16 protein-coding genes are annotated in these 13,988 nt (G+C 44.6%); 3 read left to right on the plus strand and 13 right to left on the minus strand.

Going from position 1 to position 13,988, the window contains the following annotated elements:
* Window positions 1–10: 10 nt before the first annotated feature.
* Window positions 11–451, minus strand: a complete 441-nt coding sequence (locus ACED42_RS03100; protein WP_371701365.1) for a YcgN family cysteine cluster protein — start codon at window positions 449–451, stop codon at window positions 11–13.
* Between the two features lie 159 nt (window positions 452–610).
* On the opposite strand from ACED42_RS03100, the gene ACED42_RS03105 reads away from it, so the two are divergent.
* Both ACED42_RS03105 and aqpZ read left to right on the plus strand, forming a co-directional pair.
* The gene (locus tag ACED42_RS03105; protein WP_371701367.1) at window positions 611–859 is read left to right on the plus strand and encodes a YkgJ family cysteine cluster protein; all 249 of its coding nucleotides are present in this window, start codon (window positions 611–613) and stop codon (window positions 857–859) included.
* A 93-nt stretch (window positions 860–952) separates the two neighbouring features.
* Window positions 953–1,642 (plus strand): aquaporin Z, encoded by a 690-nt coding sequence (aqpZ, locus tag ACED42_RS03110; RefSeq protein ID WP_371701369.1) that lies wholly within the window; start codon window positions 953–955, stop codon window positions 1,640–1,642.
* A gap of 95 nt (window positions 1,643–1,737) precedes the next feature.
* Here aqpZ and recR read toward each other — a convergent pair whose 3' ends face one another.
* The 7 genes from recR to ACED42_RS03145 form a co-directional block, all read right to left on the minus strand.
* Window positions 1,738–2,337, minus strand: coding sequence for a recombination mediator RecR (recR, locus tag ACED42_RS03115; RefSeq protein WP_017079504.1), 600 nt, complete (start codon window positions 2,335–2,337; stop codon window positions 1,738–1,740).
* Between the two features lie 81 nt (window positions 2,338–2,418).
* Entirely contained in the window at window positions 2,419–2,748 is a 330-nt protein-coding gene (locus ACED42_RS03120; protein ID WP_004734156.1) for a YbaB/EbfC family nucleoid-associated protein, read from the minus strand.
* A 168-nt stretch (window positions 2,749–2,916) separates the two neighbouring features.
* Complete coding sequence (dnaX, locus tag ACED42_RS03125; protein WP_371701371.1) at window positions 2,917–5,193, minus strand: DNA polymerase III subunit gamma/tau; 2,277 nt, start codon at window positions 5,191–5,193, stop codon at window positions 2,917–2,919.
* Between the two features lie 18 nt (window positions 5,194–5,211).
* A complete protein-coding gene (apt, locus tag ACED42_RS03130; protein ID WP_004734171.1) occupies window positions 5,212–5,757 on the minus strand; it encodes an adenine phosphoribosyltransferase in 546 nt (181 codons plus the stop codon).
* A gap of 161 nt (window positions 5,758–5,918) precedes the next feature.
* Window positions 5,919–6,290: a YbaN family protein gene (locus ACED42_RS03135; RefSeq protein ID WP_029223120.1), complete on the minus strand. Its 372-nt coding sequence runs from the start codon at window positions 6,288–6,290 to the stop codon at window positions 5,919–5,921.
* Window positions 6,291–6,364: 74 nt separating this feature from the next.
* Window positions 6,365–6,502, minus strand: coding sequence for a hypothetical protein (locus ACED42_RS03140; protein WP_017099204.1), 138 nt, complete (start codon window positions 6,500–6,502; stop codon window positions 6,365–6,367).
* 148 nt (window positions 6,503–6,650) lie between these two features.
* Window positions 6,651–7,754, minus strand: a complete 1,104-nt coding sequence (locus tag ACED42_RS03145; protein ID WP_017099203.1) for a response regulator — start codon at window positions 7,752–7,754, stop codon at window positions 6,651–6,653.
* Between the two features lie 228 nt (window positions 7,755–7,982).
* Here ACED42_RS03145 and ACED42_RS03150 point away from each other — a divergent pair, with 228 nt between their 5' ends.
* Complete coding sequence (locus ACED42_RS03150; RefSeq protein WP_004734167.1) at window positions 7,983–8,858, plus strand: LysR family transcriptional regulator; 876 nt, start codon at window positions 7,983–7,985, stop codon at window positions 8,856–8,858.
* A gap of 77 nt (window positions 8,859–8,935) precedes the next feature.
* Here the strand turns inward: ACED42_RS03150 and purF are convergent, their stop codons facing one another.
* From purF to accD, 5 genes are all read right to left on the minus strand, one after another.
* On the minus strand, window positions 8,936–10,450 hold the full coding sequence (gene purF, locus ACED42_RS03155) for an amidophosphoribosyltransferase (protein ID WP_012603488.1): 1,515 nt from the start codon (window positions 10,448–10,450) through the stop codon (window positions 8,936–8,938).
* Window positions 10,451–10,483: 33 nt separating this feature from the next.
* Window positions 10,484–10,975 (minus strand): CvpA family protein, encoded by a 492-nt coding sequence (locus ACED42_RS03160; RefSeq protein ID WP_009848678.1) that lies wholly within the window; start codon window positions 10,973–10,975, stop codon window positions 10,484–10,486.
* Between the two features lie 61 nt (window positions 10,976–11,036).
* Entirely contained in the window at window positions 11,037–11,612 is a 576-nt protein-coding gene (locus ACED42_RS03165) for an SPOR domain-containing protein (RefSeq protein ID WP_122046972.1), read from the minus strand.
* Window positions 11,613–12,875, minus strand: a complete 1,263-nt coding sequence (gene folC / locus ACED42_RS03170) for a bifunctional tetrahydrofolate synthase/dihydrofolate synthase (protein WP_371701374.1) — start codon at window positions 12,873–12,875, stop codon at window positions 11,613–11,615.
* Window positions 12,876–12,917: 42 nt separating this feature from the next.
* Window positions 12,918–13,844 carry an acetyl-CoA carboxylase, carboxyltransferase subunit beta gene (accD, locus tag ACED42_RS03175; protein ID WP_009848681.1) on the minus strand — a complete coding sequence of 309 codons (927 nt, stop codon included), beginning with the start codon at window positions 13,842–13,844 and terminating at the stop codon, window positions 12,918–12,920.
* Window positions 13,845–13,988: the final 144 nt, after the last annotated feature.

A 13,988-nucleotide genomic window follows, 5' to 3' on the forward strand; every position in this document is an offset into this window, starting at 1 on the left:
CTTATGCAGCCTACCCCCTGCTAGGGTGGTTTAAAATGTGGTCTTCCCAATCGACAACATCAATTTCGTATACCACTTTATTACGAACGCTTTCACCTGCTGCATGCATCTCTGTTTTTGATCCAGTAATCAATGGGTGCCATTCTGGGATCGGCTTAGATTCTGATAGAAGACGGTAAGCACAAGTGTCTGGTAGCCAATGGAATTCATGAATCTTGTCACGAGTCAGCTTCAAACACTCTTCACCTGAAGTGAAGCGGTTCGGGTAGTCTTTACAAGAACATGTTTTGTCGTTTAACCAGCTGCACGCCACGTTGGTGTAGTAAACTTCATCGCTATCTTCATCCATTAGTTTATGCAGGCAACACTTACCACAACCGTCACACAGTGATTCCCACTCGTTCTCGGTCATTTGCTCTAGTGTCTTTTCTTGCCAAAATGGATTCGTCATAGGATTACTTCTTACTCTTTTACTGGGGTGCGTGTTATACCGCTAGCCCATAAAAAGTTCAAGGATAATAATTGTTCATTCTTTGATTCAATCAACAGCTGTCACTCTCATCATTTTTTGCTACTATCGCGCACCCTGTTATTTAGTGAGTTTAATTTGATGGAATGTCGCCTAGGTTGTGGAGCTTGTTGTATCGCTCCAAGTATTACATCTGCTATTCCTGGAATGCCTAATGGTAAGCCTGCTGGCGTACGCTGCATTCAATTAAATGAGCAAGATCTATGCAAATTATTTGGTCAACCTTCACGCCCGATGGTATGTCACCAGTTCAAAGCCTGCCCTATCATCTGTGGTAAAACAGACCAAGAAGCGCTTGATAACCTGATTGAGCTCGAAGCAATAACCTAACAATACTTTTCTTCTTATATATGCCCAAGATTTCACAACTTTGATAGATCTAAACTATCTTATTGATACTGGTAAAGATTAATAAGGATAGTTATGAATAAGTATATCGCAGAAATGTTCGGTACGTTTTGGTTGGTGTTAGGTGGTTGTGGTAGTGCCGTCTTAGCCGCGGCTTTCCCTGATGTGGGAATTGGTCTACTCGGAGTTTCCCTTGCCTTTGGTTTAACCGTACTCACCATGGCTTTTGCTATTGGCCATATATCCGGTTGCCACCTTAACCCTGCTGTCACCATCGGTCTATGGAGTGGTGGTCGCTTTGATGGCAAGGATGTTGCGCCTTATATTATTGCCCAAGTGATTGGCGGTATTATCGCGGGCGGCGTGCTATTTGTGATTGCTTCTGGTCAAGCAGGTTTTGACGTTGTCTCATCAGGATTTGCTTCGAATGGTTACGGTGAACACTCACCGGGTGGCTATTCGCTAACAGCAGCACTCGTGTGTGAAGTGGTCATGACTATGGTGTTCCTATTCGTGATCATGGGGGCAACCGATTCGAAAGCACCGGCTGGATTTGCACCTATCGCGATTGGTCTTTGTTTAACCTTGATTCACCTTATCAGTATCCCTGTCACTAACACCTCTGTGAACCCTGCTCGAAGTACTGGTGTAGGCGTATTTGTTGGGGACTGGGCTGTTTCACAATTATGGCTATTCTGGATTGCACCGATTATTGGTGCCGTGATTGGCGCTGCGATTTACAAAGCTGTGCGTGGCTCTGATTAATCGTTTGAAAAGGTTTTAGAGTAGACGCATTTCAGAATAGAGCTTTAAAACAAAAAAGAAAAAGCCGCTTAGTGATGATTCACCAAGCGGCTTTTTTAGATCTTATGACGACCGAGTAAGGAGTGCGAAAGCGTGGTGCCATCCACCAGCTCTAGCTCACCACCGACGGGAACACCATGGGCGATACGGCTAGCGTTCACTTCATGGGCATTACATAGCTCAGCAATGTAATGCGCTGTTGCTTCCCCTTCTACTGTCGGGTTAGTCGCTAGAATTACTTCAGTGATATCACCACGACGTAAACGGTAATCCAAAACATCGAGACCGATATCACTTGGACCGATACCATCAAGTGGTGAAAGATGCCCCATAAGCACAAAGTAACGACCTGAATATTGGCCAGTTGCTTCAATGGCTGCAATGTCTGCAGGGCTCTCTACTACACAAATTTGACCATTTTCCTGACGTTTAGGATTGGTACAAATGTGGCAAGTATCTTCTTCAGTAAAAGTACGGCACTCATTACAATGACCAATTTCGGTCATTGCTTGACTAAGAGCTTCAGCCAACTGTAGGCCGCCTTTTCTATCGCGCTGTAACAAATGAAAGGCCATACGCTGCGCCGACTTGGGGCCAACCCCAGGTAGACAACGTAAGGCCTCCATCAAATGCTCCAGCATATGACTGGTACGCATATTTAACCGTTCTAACTTTTAAAGTAACGGCCTATTCAAAATAGGCCGTTGATCGAGACAAGTCTCTTATAAATAAGTCGCTTAGAAAGGCATTTTCATACCTGGTGGAAGTTGCATCCCACCAGTTACGCCAGCCATTTTCTCTTTTTGAGTCTCTTCAACACGACGAGCTGCATCGTTGAAAGCGGCTGCGATAAGATCTTCAAGCATCTCTTTATCGTCTTCCATTAGGCTTTCATCGATATCAACGCGACGAACACTGTGACTACCAGTAATCGTAATTTTTACAAGGCCAGCACCTGACTCACCTGTAACTTCCATATTTGCGATTTCTTCTTGAAGCTTTTGCATGCGTTCTTGCATTTGCTGGGCTTGCTTCATCATGTTGCCCATACCGCCTTTACCAAACATGTTATTACTCTCTGGTCTAATTGGTTTATTAAAATCATTTAAGCTACTAAGGGCTTAAATGGGGGTTAAAACACTGTGATTCAACCCCACGAGTTCAGTTCTCTGATTTGCTTTCCAAGGATGATATGTCCATCACTAAATGAAAGGCATATCGATATTGGAGGAACACTATATTGGACGAACGCTGTCTCTATCCAACTCGGCAGCAAAACGTCTTTCGATAAACTGTACGTTGGCATCGTTTTCCAAACTGGTAAACGCGTCTTTCAACTTGCTTTGATACAATCTTTCTCGCAGTTCTAGCGGTGTTTCTCCACCATCACCAATTTCAACACTCAAATGACACTCTTCTCCAAGCACAGTATTGAGAGACTGTAATAGCTCACTCTGTGCACGGTCCGTATTCAAGTGAGCCTGGCTCGCTCTTAACGTTAAGGTGATTGATGTGTCAATCTTAGTAAATACTGAGTTCAATGCTAACTGTTCAACAAGCTTGGCTGTCTCTAGCTTTTGAATCGTGGCGGACCATTCATCTTGAACAATCGACTCTTGAAGCAATTTATCGACCATTTCTGGTGTCTTAATATGCTCTAACGCACGCTTGATCTGAGTAGGTGTAAGCTCTTTGCTCACCTCTTTCACTACAGGTTTAGACGGTTTCCAGCGATAAGGTTCATTATCGTTGGTCACATTTTCTGTCGAAGAGGCGGTTAAAGAAGCTGGCGACACCCGCTCAGAACCACCGTGTTGCTGAGCAACTCGGTCAAGAACTGAAGTTTTAGCTGGTGTCGCTTTAGCCTTTTTTGGCGCCGAACCTTTGTTTTCTGTTGCTGCACCACCTCTACGTTGAGAACGCAATTGGTGACGTAAACCACTCACAGGCGAAGTTGCACGCGCTGGTTGCTCTTGCGAAGCAGAAGGAACAGGTGGAACAGAAGGTGCAACGGGAGCAACATTTGGCTGCTCTTGATTCTGATAATTAGCTTGCTGAGTCATGGGACTCATCGGCTGCTCTGTGCCGTAGCTTGGACGCTCATCATAAGCAGGTGGCGCGTCATACTGACTGTGCGGGTAATCCTGTTCTGGATAACCTTGGTTGCCTGAATGATCAGCGTAACCTTGCGAATCTGAATATTGGTTCTGATTCTGCGGCGGCGGCTTCTGCACAGGCTGCTGCTGAACAGGAGCTTGCTGAGGCACTTGAGGCTGTGAAACCGCTAGAGCCTGAGCTGACGGTCTCGGAGCGGCCATTGGCGCAGCTTGACTCACTGGCTGAGCAACATTCTGAACCTGGTTCTGAGCTGCAGGAGCAGGCGCTGGGCTAGTCGACTCAGTCGAGATAGCCGTAGCAACAGTTTGCTCAGCAGGTCTGAATGCCAACATACGCAGAACCACCATCTCAATACCAACACGAGCGGTTGGCGATAATGGCAAGTCTTGACGCCCTTTCAACACTATCTGGTAGTAGAGTTGGATGTCTTGAGGGCTTAACGCTTTGCTCAGCAGTTCTAGCCTTTCAGCATCAGGCTGAGCCTTGTCTAAAGTCGACGGCAGAGCTTGATACATCGCCAAACGGTGTAATTGAGTCGCAAGTTGACTCAGCAATCCATCCCACTCAACGCCATTTTCAGCAAGAGCTTGAATGCAAGCCATCGCTAATTGTGGTTGTTTACTGCTAATCGCTTCAAGTAGATGAATCGCCTGGTCTGTATCCAGCGTTCCAAGCATGTGAGCAACAGTGTCTGTCACTACATTGCCATTACCTAATGCGATAGCTTGGTCTGTTAGGCTAAGAGCGTCACGCATACTGCCATCAGCGGCATGAGCAATCATTCCAAGCGCACGAGATTCAGACGTCACATTTTCTTGTTCAAGAATATGATCGAGTTGCTCGTGGATATTATCAACGCTAATCGGCTTAAGGTGGAATTGCAGACAACGCGACAATATCGTCACAGGAAGCTTTTGCGGATCCGTTGTTGCGAGCAAGAACTTCACATACTCAGGCGGCTCTTCTAAGGTCTTTAGAAGCGCGTTAAAACTGTGCCTAGACAGCATGTGTACTTCATCGATTAGGTAAACCTTGAAGCGACCACGTGCAGGCTTGTACTGAACATTGTCCAGAAGCTCGCGGGTATCTTCTACCTTAGTACGTGAGGCAGCATCGATCTCGAGCAGGTCAACAAAACGACCTTCATCGATCTCTTTGCAGGTTGCACACTCACCACAAGGGGTTGAAGTAATGCCTGTTTCACAGTTGAGTCCCTTCGCAAACAAACGGCCGATGGTCGTTTTACCGACACCTCGTGTACCGCTGAATAGGTAAGCGTGATGCAACCTATTTTGGCTAAGGGCATTCTCTAATGCTGTTAAAACATGGGCTTGACCAACCACTTCTTTGAATTTGGTTGGTCGCCATTTTCGCGCTAACGCAAGATAGCTCATGAATAATTCCGAAAAGGATTAGTGACCGTCGAATTCGCAGATGCTAAACACTTCTAGACCTAAGCCTTGTAAGCGCTTGTCACCACCGATTTCTGGAAGGTTAATAACAAATGCAGCGTGTTCTACCACACCACCAAGCTGACGAATCAGCTTTGTTGTCGCTTCAATCGTACCGCCTGTTGCTAGCAAGTCATCAACCATCAGCACTTTATCGCCTTCAACGATAGCATCGGTATGGATTTCTAGCGTATCAGTGCCGTACTCAAGCTCATAAGATTGTGCCACAGTTTGACGAGGCAACTTGCCCGGTTTACGAACAGGAATGAAGCCAACACCTAGCTCTAGTGCCAAAGGCGCACCAAATAAGAAACCACGAGCTTCAGTACCAACGATCTTAGTAAAGCCCATGCCCTTGTATGTGTCCACCAACAGATCGATTGTCGCTTTGTAAGCGGCAGGATCTTCCATCAAGCTTGTTACGTCACGGAACAAAATACCCGCTTTAGGGTAATCAGGAATGCTTTTGATGCTTGCTTTGATCAGAGAGATTTTTTCTGTGTTCATAATCTTATGCACTTCATTAGGCCGCTTTCCAAACTCTCGTTAACGAATCAAACATCAACGCTCGGAATTAAGGAAAGGTACGATTGGTATTCATTGCAACGAGAGTCATAACTCAAATTGCTGAAATAATAAACGCCCGCTATACAAGCAGGCACACTGGCTTAATGGTAGTGATTTTCTTTGCTGTCAGCAACCAACTCATGGGTTGGAAGTCGCATAAACCATGTGAGAAGAATAACAAGTACACAAATTAGGAAAGCCTTGACCCAAATGATCGGGGCAAAGTAGATCGATAACGCAAAACTTAACAAGATAAAAAACACGCCACGCGTTTTTACTTGCTTGGTAACGGCACCATGTTGATACCAATTGTTCAACAAGGGACCCAGCGTTTTATGCTCATGCATCCATTTGTGAACTTTGGGGTTGCTTCGCATGAAACATGCACTGGCAAGAAGGAGGAAAGGCGTGGTTGGCAGTACGGGTAAAGCTATCCCTAAAACTGCGAGAAATATGCAAAGGCCACCAGCAATATTGAGGCTTAAAACTCGAACGCTAATTGTGGCCTCCTTGAGTTAGCTATCACCAATCGGCGACGATAACTTAACTAGAATGTTGCGTAACCATTGAATACACGGATCAACGTAAGTGTTGCTGGTAATAATGGAATCACTAAAAATGCGGCTAAAAATCCTAAAAAGTAGAATACATTAAACGGGTCTTGAAAGTCTTTGTTATCTGCCATGATTGCTTCTTGTTTTTGTTAGTAAAGGTAAGTATCTGGCGAACCAAACCCGCTTTGCTAAATCGACATTTAACAAAAAAGGCATAGCCACACCATTTGTGCAACTATACCTTAATCAATTATTCACAAAAACCGAGGAAATATAGGGTTAATCGGTAGACCCTTGGTGTATGTCTAAACTAAAACTGGCCGATCCAAGTAGGCTCAATGATAGCTGGCAGCCCTGTTCAATCGGAAGATCCCGTGTAATGAAGTTCTTCTTACAGTTCTCACCCAAGCGCTCGCCCGCCGCAATATGTTGATTCAATTCGCCATTCGACCATTGTCCATCTAAACCCGCAGGTAAAATAGAGATAGTTCCCACAGCAAGGTCAGCAACACCAAACAAAGCATTAACCGGGGTTGAACATTTAGAGCAACGAATCCCCTTCTCCAAAATCTCCGCGATATCTTTGAGATCAACGTTAAAATCTTTTCTATTTCTGATGTAATCGTGGAATAACGCTCTCACCAACAATGTGGCCGCTGAGCCGCCGTTATCAGAAGATGACGAATCGACAAGGTAGAAAGCAAACTGCCCGTTCATCATCCACGCATAGTCGAACACAAGTGGCATCATCTCTGTTGATTGTAGTAGGCGGTAACTGCAACGCCATGAGCCTTGTCGTGTGTCTTTGTCAGGAAGCAGCGCGTGCAATAAGTCTCTTGCCGCACTAGGGTTATCTTGCAAGTGATTTAGGTGCCAATGCAGCTCTTGGTCTTCAGGGATCTCTCCCCCGTCATCAACGCAAAACCATTGGCTTGAAAAATCTCGTTGGTCTGAAATGTTATCGAACGAATCTGTTAATGTATTCGCAATCGCACTGCCTAAATGACCGTGATCCTCCAGAGGTTTGACTAAAAAGTCTTTGATACCAAATCGTAATGCTTTCGCCACATCAGACATATCATCGGTGCCAGACACAACGATCATAGGCAGTGACGGATACTCTAAACTGAGCTCTTCTACAAGCTCAATGCCATCCAGAATAGGCATTGATAAGTCACACACAATTAAATCTGGCGCTGAGTCTCTAAGCTTTTGCAGAGCGTCCAGCCCATTTTCAGCCTCAACCACTTTATAACCAATCTTGTCTAAATACGCGCTGGTTATCCGGCGAAAAATAGGATCATCATCAACCAACATAACGCATTTTTGATTGAGAACTTCCTGAGCCGAGGTCATAACTGGCTGACTGTGAGTTTTGTACATAATCTCTAACCTCACAAAACTAAGTCGAATTATTATTGTTATCTGTTCCAAGAACTAATATAAAACTTAGTAACAAATTGCTAAATACACAAATACGTACTCTTTACTGGAAATTCGTGACAAGGGTTGGAATACTGGTAAATAGTGCAACGAATTGACGTAACGCAAACATTGATCTCACTATTACGTATAAATTAGATGAGATTGTAAACAAATGTGTCTGGATTTATGAAATTAGATGATTTAAACCTCTTTCGACTTGTCGTTGAAAATGGGAGCTACACCGCAACATCACGCAAGACTATGATTCCGGTTGCGACCATTACACGACGCATCCAAGCCTTAGAAGATTCACTAAACCTAAGACTTCTCAATAGACACGCGCGTAAACTCTCTTTAACAGAGGCAGGCGAACGTTTCTTCAACGAATGCTCTCCGTTACTGCAACGTCTATCTTCTACTGCAGAAGAACTGACTGACGTTTGTAAAGGAGCTTCCGGTAAGATTCGCATTACGGCACCCTCAAACCTGACCAAGCGCATGATGATGCCGATGTTCAGTGAATTCATGACTCAATATCCTGATATTAATATTGAGCTGATGATGAACAACCAAGCCGATCAGCTTGATCCAACCGAGTGGGACGTGATTTTCAGAGTAGGTCCACAACGTGATTCAAGCCTAATCGCTCGAAAAATCAGTGAAGTAAAAGATATTCTTATCGCAAGTCCTGACTACCTAGCGAAGAACCCGGCACCAAGTCATGCAGAAGAGCTCGCGAATCATTCGCTACTTAAAGGCTATCCGCTGATTAAATGGCAGCTGAGTAATTCGAATGAAGAGACTGTGGTGAATAGCGAGAAAGGCCGTTTCAACGCGAATGCGCTCAATGTCGTGAGACAAGCATGTTCAGAAGGCCTCGGTATCACCCTAATGCCCGACGTTATGATCCGCGAATACATTGAAGATGGCAGCTTAGTGCAAGTCTTAGAGGACTGGAGCGCTAACCCTCGTGATATTTACATGCTTTACAACCACAAAGACCACCTGCCAGAGAAGGTTAGATTGTTTATCGATTTTGTGATCGCATACCACATTCACTAAGATTCAATCCCCTTCCCCGCAAACAAAAAAACCAGAGTCGATGCTCTGGTTTTTTATTACTCATGTTTATGAGTACGCTAAGCGCCTTCGTTATGTAACTCTAGGTTCGCGAGATCTTGTTGGATCTCACGCTCAACCTTTGAATCGTCATTACGTAAAGAATCTAGGAAATCTAGGTACGCTTGGTCGATATCGCCCGTTACATACTCACCGTTGAATACGGATGTATCAAAACGAGAGATGTCTTGGTTACCCATACCTACTGCAGAGATTAAGTCTGGTAACGTTTGGAAAATCAAAGCATCTGCACCAATCTGCTTACAAATCGTTTCGTTATCACGACCATGAGCAATTAACTCAGTCGCGCTCGGCATATCAATGCCGTAAACGTTCGGGAAGCGAACCTCCGGAGCGGCAGAAACCATGAAGACTTTGTTTGCACCAGAATCACGAGCCATCTCAATGATCTGCTCTGATGTTGTACCACGAACAATCGAGTCATCAACCAGTAGAACGTTCTTACCTTTAAACTCAGAACGAATCGCGTTGAGTTTACGGCGAACCGACTTCTTACGTTGTTGCTGACCAGGCATGATAAACGTGCGGCCAACGTAACGGTTTTTCACGAAACCTTGACGATATGGCTTATCAATCGCTTGAGCAATTCGTAGAGCAATATCATTTGATGTTTCAGGAATTGGAATAACCACGTCAATGTCTAGGTCTGCGTACTCTTCTTTAATACGCTTACCTAACATCTCACCCATCTCAACCCGTGCGCTGTAAACCGAAATTTTATCGATGAATGAATCAGGACGAGCAAAATAAACAAACTCAAAAATACATGGGTTTAGTTGTGGGTTGTCTGCGCATTGTTTAGTGAAAAGCTCACCATCGAATGTTGCATAGATAGCTTCACCAGGAGCAACATCGCGCATGAAATCAAAACCAACAGCGTCTAACGCTACTGACTCAGACGCAACCATGTACTCTGTTTTACCGTTAATTTCACGTTTACCAAGACACAGTGGACGAATACCATGTGGGTCACGGAATGCGATCATGCCGTGGCCGATGATCATCGCTGTTACTGCGTAAGCACCACGAATAGTGCGGTGCACGTTTGCAACTGCGCGGAAAACGTCATCTGAAGTCACGTTACCTTTTACGGTATCGATTTCATGAGCCAATACGTTTAGTAGAACTTCAGAGTCAGAGGTTGTGTTGACATGACGGCGGTCTTTTTCGAACAACTTCTCACGAACTTCACTTGCATTCGTTAAGTTACCGTTGTGCGCCAGCGTGATGCCAAATGGAGAGTTTACGTAGAAAGGTTGAGCTTCAGAAGCACTCGAACTTCCCGCTGTAGGATAACGAACATGACCAATACCCACGTTGCCTTGGAGGCGTTGCATGTGTTTTGCTTCAAAAACATCTTTAACTAAACCGTTCGCCTTACGCAGACGGAAACGATTGCTTTCTATGGTACAAATACCAGCGGCATCTTGGCCACGATGCTGCAATACCGTTAAAGCGTCATAAATAGACTGGTTTACAGGTGTTGAACCCACGATTCCAACAATACCACACATGTCCTAATCCTCGATTTTCGACATTAACTGGCGCTAAAGCGCGCCAGATAAGAAACTAGATGTTGCTTGTAAATGCTCGAAGAACGGCGCAATGATTCGGCTAAACTCCGGAACCAATTGCGAATTCTTCCACCACTCAGAACTTGGGAATGCAGTAAACGCATCCATGAAAAACAACACTGCAGAAACAATCAAAACACCACGTAAGCCACCAAAGACGACACCGAGGATTCTGTCTGTACCCGACAGGCCTGTTTTCTGAACTAGCTGCCCGATGACATAGTTAACTAAGGCACCAACAACTAACGTTGCAACAAACAATGCTGCTATCGCAGTTCCGTTTCGAAACATCTCATCTTCAATATTGGTGAAGTACATTGCTAATTTAGCGTAGTACTGGCTAGCAATAAAAAATGCTCCAAACCAAATAACAAGTGACAACGCTTCTTTAGCGAAACCGCGAACTAAACTGATCACGGCAGAGAAGCCGATCACGCCTAAAATGACAAAATCTAACCAATTCATGAATTCTTCATCTTAAGTTGGCGCGCATTTTAACAGAAAAAATGCTGACGCAAACGTTTTCTTATGGATTTAACGGTTTAAATTTGAGCAATTGGCCTTTTGAACCCGTAATTTTTTCTAATTCCTTAATTTGTCGCTCAAGTTTGGATTTAGAAACATCCGGGCCAATAATTACTCGCGTAAATGTTTTTTCTTGCTTGGTATGAGCCTGATAACCACGCTTCTGTAAATCCTTAACAACGTTTTTTGCGTTGTCTGCATTCTTCAAAGCCATCAATTGAATAATCCAAGCACTGTCTTGGTATTCATTTTTTTCAGATACCGGCTTAACCACCACCGCCACTTTATCCGCTTCTTTGTTACTGGAAGCCGACGCAGTTTGCGTATTTGAATTATCAGTACGACCACTTTCAACCACTTGCTCAACCGGAGAGTCCGGCAGTGCAATCTGATCTTCAACAGGATCGAGCACTTCAAACACTTCAACATTACTATCAAGCTCAGGCTTAATCGGAATGCTTGCAAACTCTTCTTTATAGTGGAGCTTCTTACCATCCAGCACATCGGGCAATACAATCACGCCAATGGCCACTAAAATGATGGTGCCGACTAATCGGCTTTGGAATTTACTTGCCATTTAGTTTCCTTTTTTCTGCCAATGCTCCAACACTTCACCGACGGTATGGAAAGAACCGACAACCAACACAACATCGTCATCTATAACAGAAGCTGAAGCCGCTTCAAACGCTACAACAGGGTTTGAATACTGCTCTACACCTTCAGGTAAGCTTTGACACAATTCAGCGGCTGTTGCGGCTCGTGGGCCTTTCAGCGAAGCTGGGTACCAATGTGTTGTTATTGGAGCTAATACTTCCAATGTCGCGGGAATATCTTTGTCATGAAGCATGGCGACTACAACGTGTAAATTTTTGCCTGCATACTTCTTCGCGACTTGCTGCGCAAAGTACTCAGCAGAATGCGGGTTGTGTGCTACATCAAGCACAATCACCGGTTGTTCGCTAATTTGCTGCATACGCCCAGGAAGCTGCGCATTCTTCATGCCGTTAACAACGTTCACATCACTAATGCTTAGTTCTGAAGTACCTAATGCCATCAGTGCGGTGGCTGCGTTCGGCAGCGGTAAGCTTGGGATAGGTAGCGATTCTAACTGGAATGCGCCACTGCGCCAGTTCCAAGTATCACCATCTACATCATAGGTGTATTGAATCCCTACTTGGTAGAACTCAGCGTTAATATCATCAGCGTGTGCCGCAACCGTAGCTGGTGGCTTGGGTTGACCACAGATAGCTGGTTTACCGCTACGATAAATGCCCGCTTTCTCAAAACCGATCACATTAATGTCATCACCTAGCCAGTCAACATGGTCGACAGCCAAACTAGTAATCACAGAAACGTCATGTTCAACGATATTGGTCGCGTCTAAACGTCCGCCTAGACCCACTTCTAACAATACAACATCAACCGCTTCGGTTTGAAAAGCACGTAACGCTGCTAAAGTGCCATATTCAAAAAAGCTAAGGCTGATTTCACCACGCTCTTTCTCAATAAAATCGAAAGACTGAACCATTTTTTGATCAGACAGATCTTTGCCATTGATACGAACACGTTCGTTATAGCGAATTAAGTGAGGGGAGCTGTAGACACCAACAGAGTAACCAGCATCCAATAGAATAGCTTCCATGAGTGCACATGTTGAGCCCTTGCCGTTGGTTCCAGCAACAGTAATAACATGTTGAGCAGGTTTGGTGAGGTTTGCCTTAGAGGCGACAGCTTGAACTCGGTCTAAACCAAGATCAATAGCGCTTGTGTGGATGTTTGATAAATAATCAAGCCACATCTCCAAAGAGGATGTGGCTTGAGGAATAGGTTGTTGACTCATCTAACTCATAACCATAATTAAGTAGGTTTGTTAGAAGGTACTTTACCCTTTTTCTGGCGCTTCTGGTACTTCATAAGCAGCTTCATTCGGTGAATCGTTCACAGAAACTACTAATGGTGAAGGCTGATTGGTCATTTTAGCAACAAGGCTTGCAACACGCTGACGCATCTCACGACGGTCAACGATCATGTCGATAGCACCGTGGTCTAGTAGGAACTCACTGCGTTGGAAACCTTCAGGAAGGTCTTCACGTACAGTTTGCTCGATTACACGACGTCCAGCAAAACCGATAAGCGCTTTTGGTTCACCGATATTGATATCGCCAAGCATTGCTAAACTTGCAGAAACGCCACCCATTGTTGGATCAGTCATTACTGAAACAAACGGTAGGCCTTTCGCAGATAGACGCTCTAGAGCAGCACTGGTTTTTGCCATTTGCATAAGAGACATCAATGCCTCTTGCATACGAGCACCACCACTTGCAGAGAAACAAACTAAACCACAGTTGTTCTCAATAGCTGCATCTACCGCTTTCACAAAACGAGCACCAACAACAGAACCCATTGAGCCGCCCATAAATGAGAACTCAAACGCACACGCAACGATAGGTAAACCAAGCAGTTCGCCTTTCATTGCAACTAATGCGTCTGTTTCACCACTGTTCTTTTGAGCAACAGAGATACGTTCTTTGTAACGCTTAGAGTCTTTAAACTTCAGCTTGTCTTGTGGCTCAAGATCAGTACCTAGTTCAACACGCTCACCTTTGTCTAGGAATGTATCCAGACGGCGACGTGCTTTCATACGCATGTGATGGTCACATTTTGGACATACTTCTAGGTTACGCTCTAGTTCAGCATGGTAAAGAACCTGCTCACAAGAAGTACATTTAGTCCAAACACCCTCAGGGATCGACGCTTTACGAGATGTTACGATGTTGCTTTTTTCTAAAATCTTTTCAAGCCAACTCATGGAAGACCTTTTTGTTTCGATTCCTCCGCTTGATTGCGAAAGAAATAAATTTGGGAATTATGCCGGGAATTAAAGCACATAAAACAGCGACTGTAGATAAAAAACTGGTTGTACCTATTTTCCGTGACTATTTTACGCACGAAA

The sequence above is a fragment of the Vibrio sp. FF145 genome (assembly GCF_041439075.1).
GTDB classification, from domain to species: domain Bacteria; phylum Pseudomonadota; class Gammaproteobacteria; order Enterobacterales; family Vibrionaceae; genus Vibrio; species Vibrio tasmaniensis_A.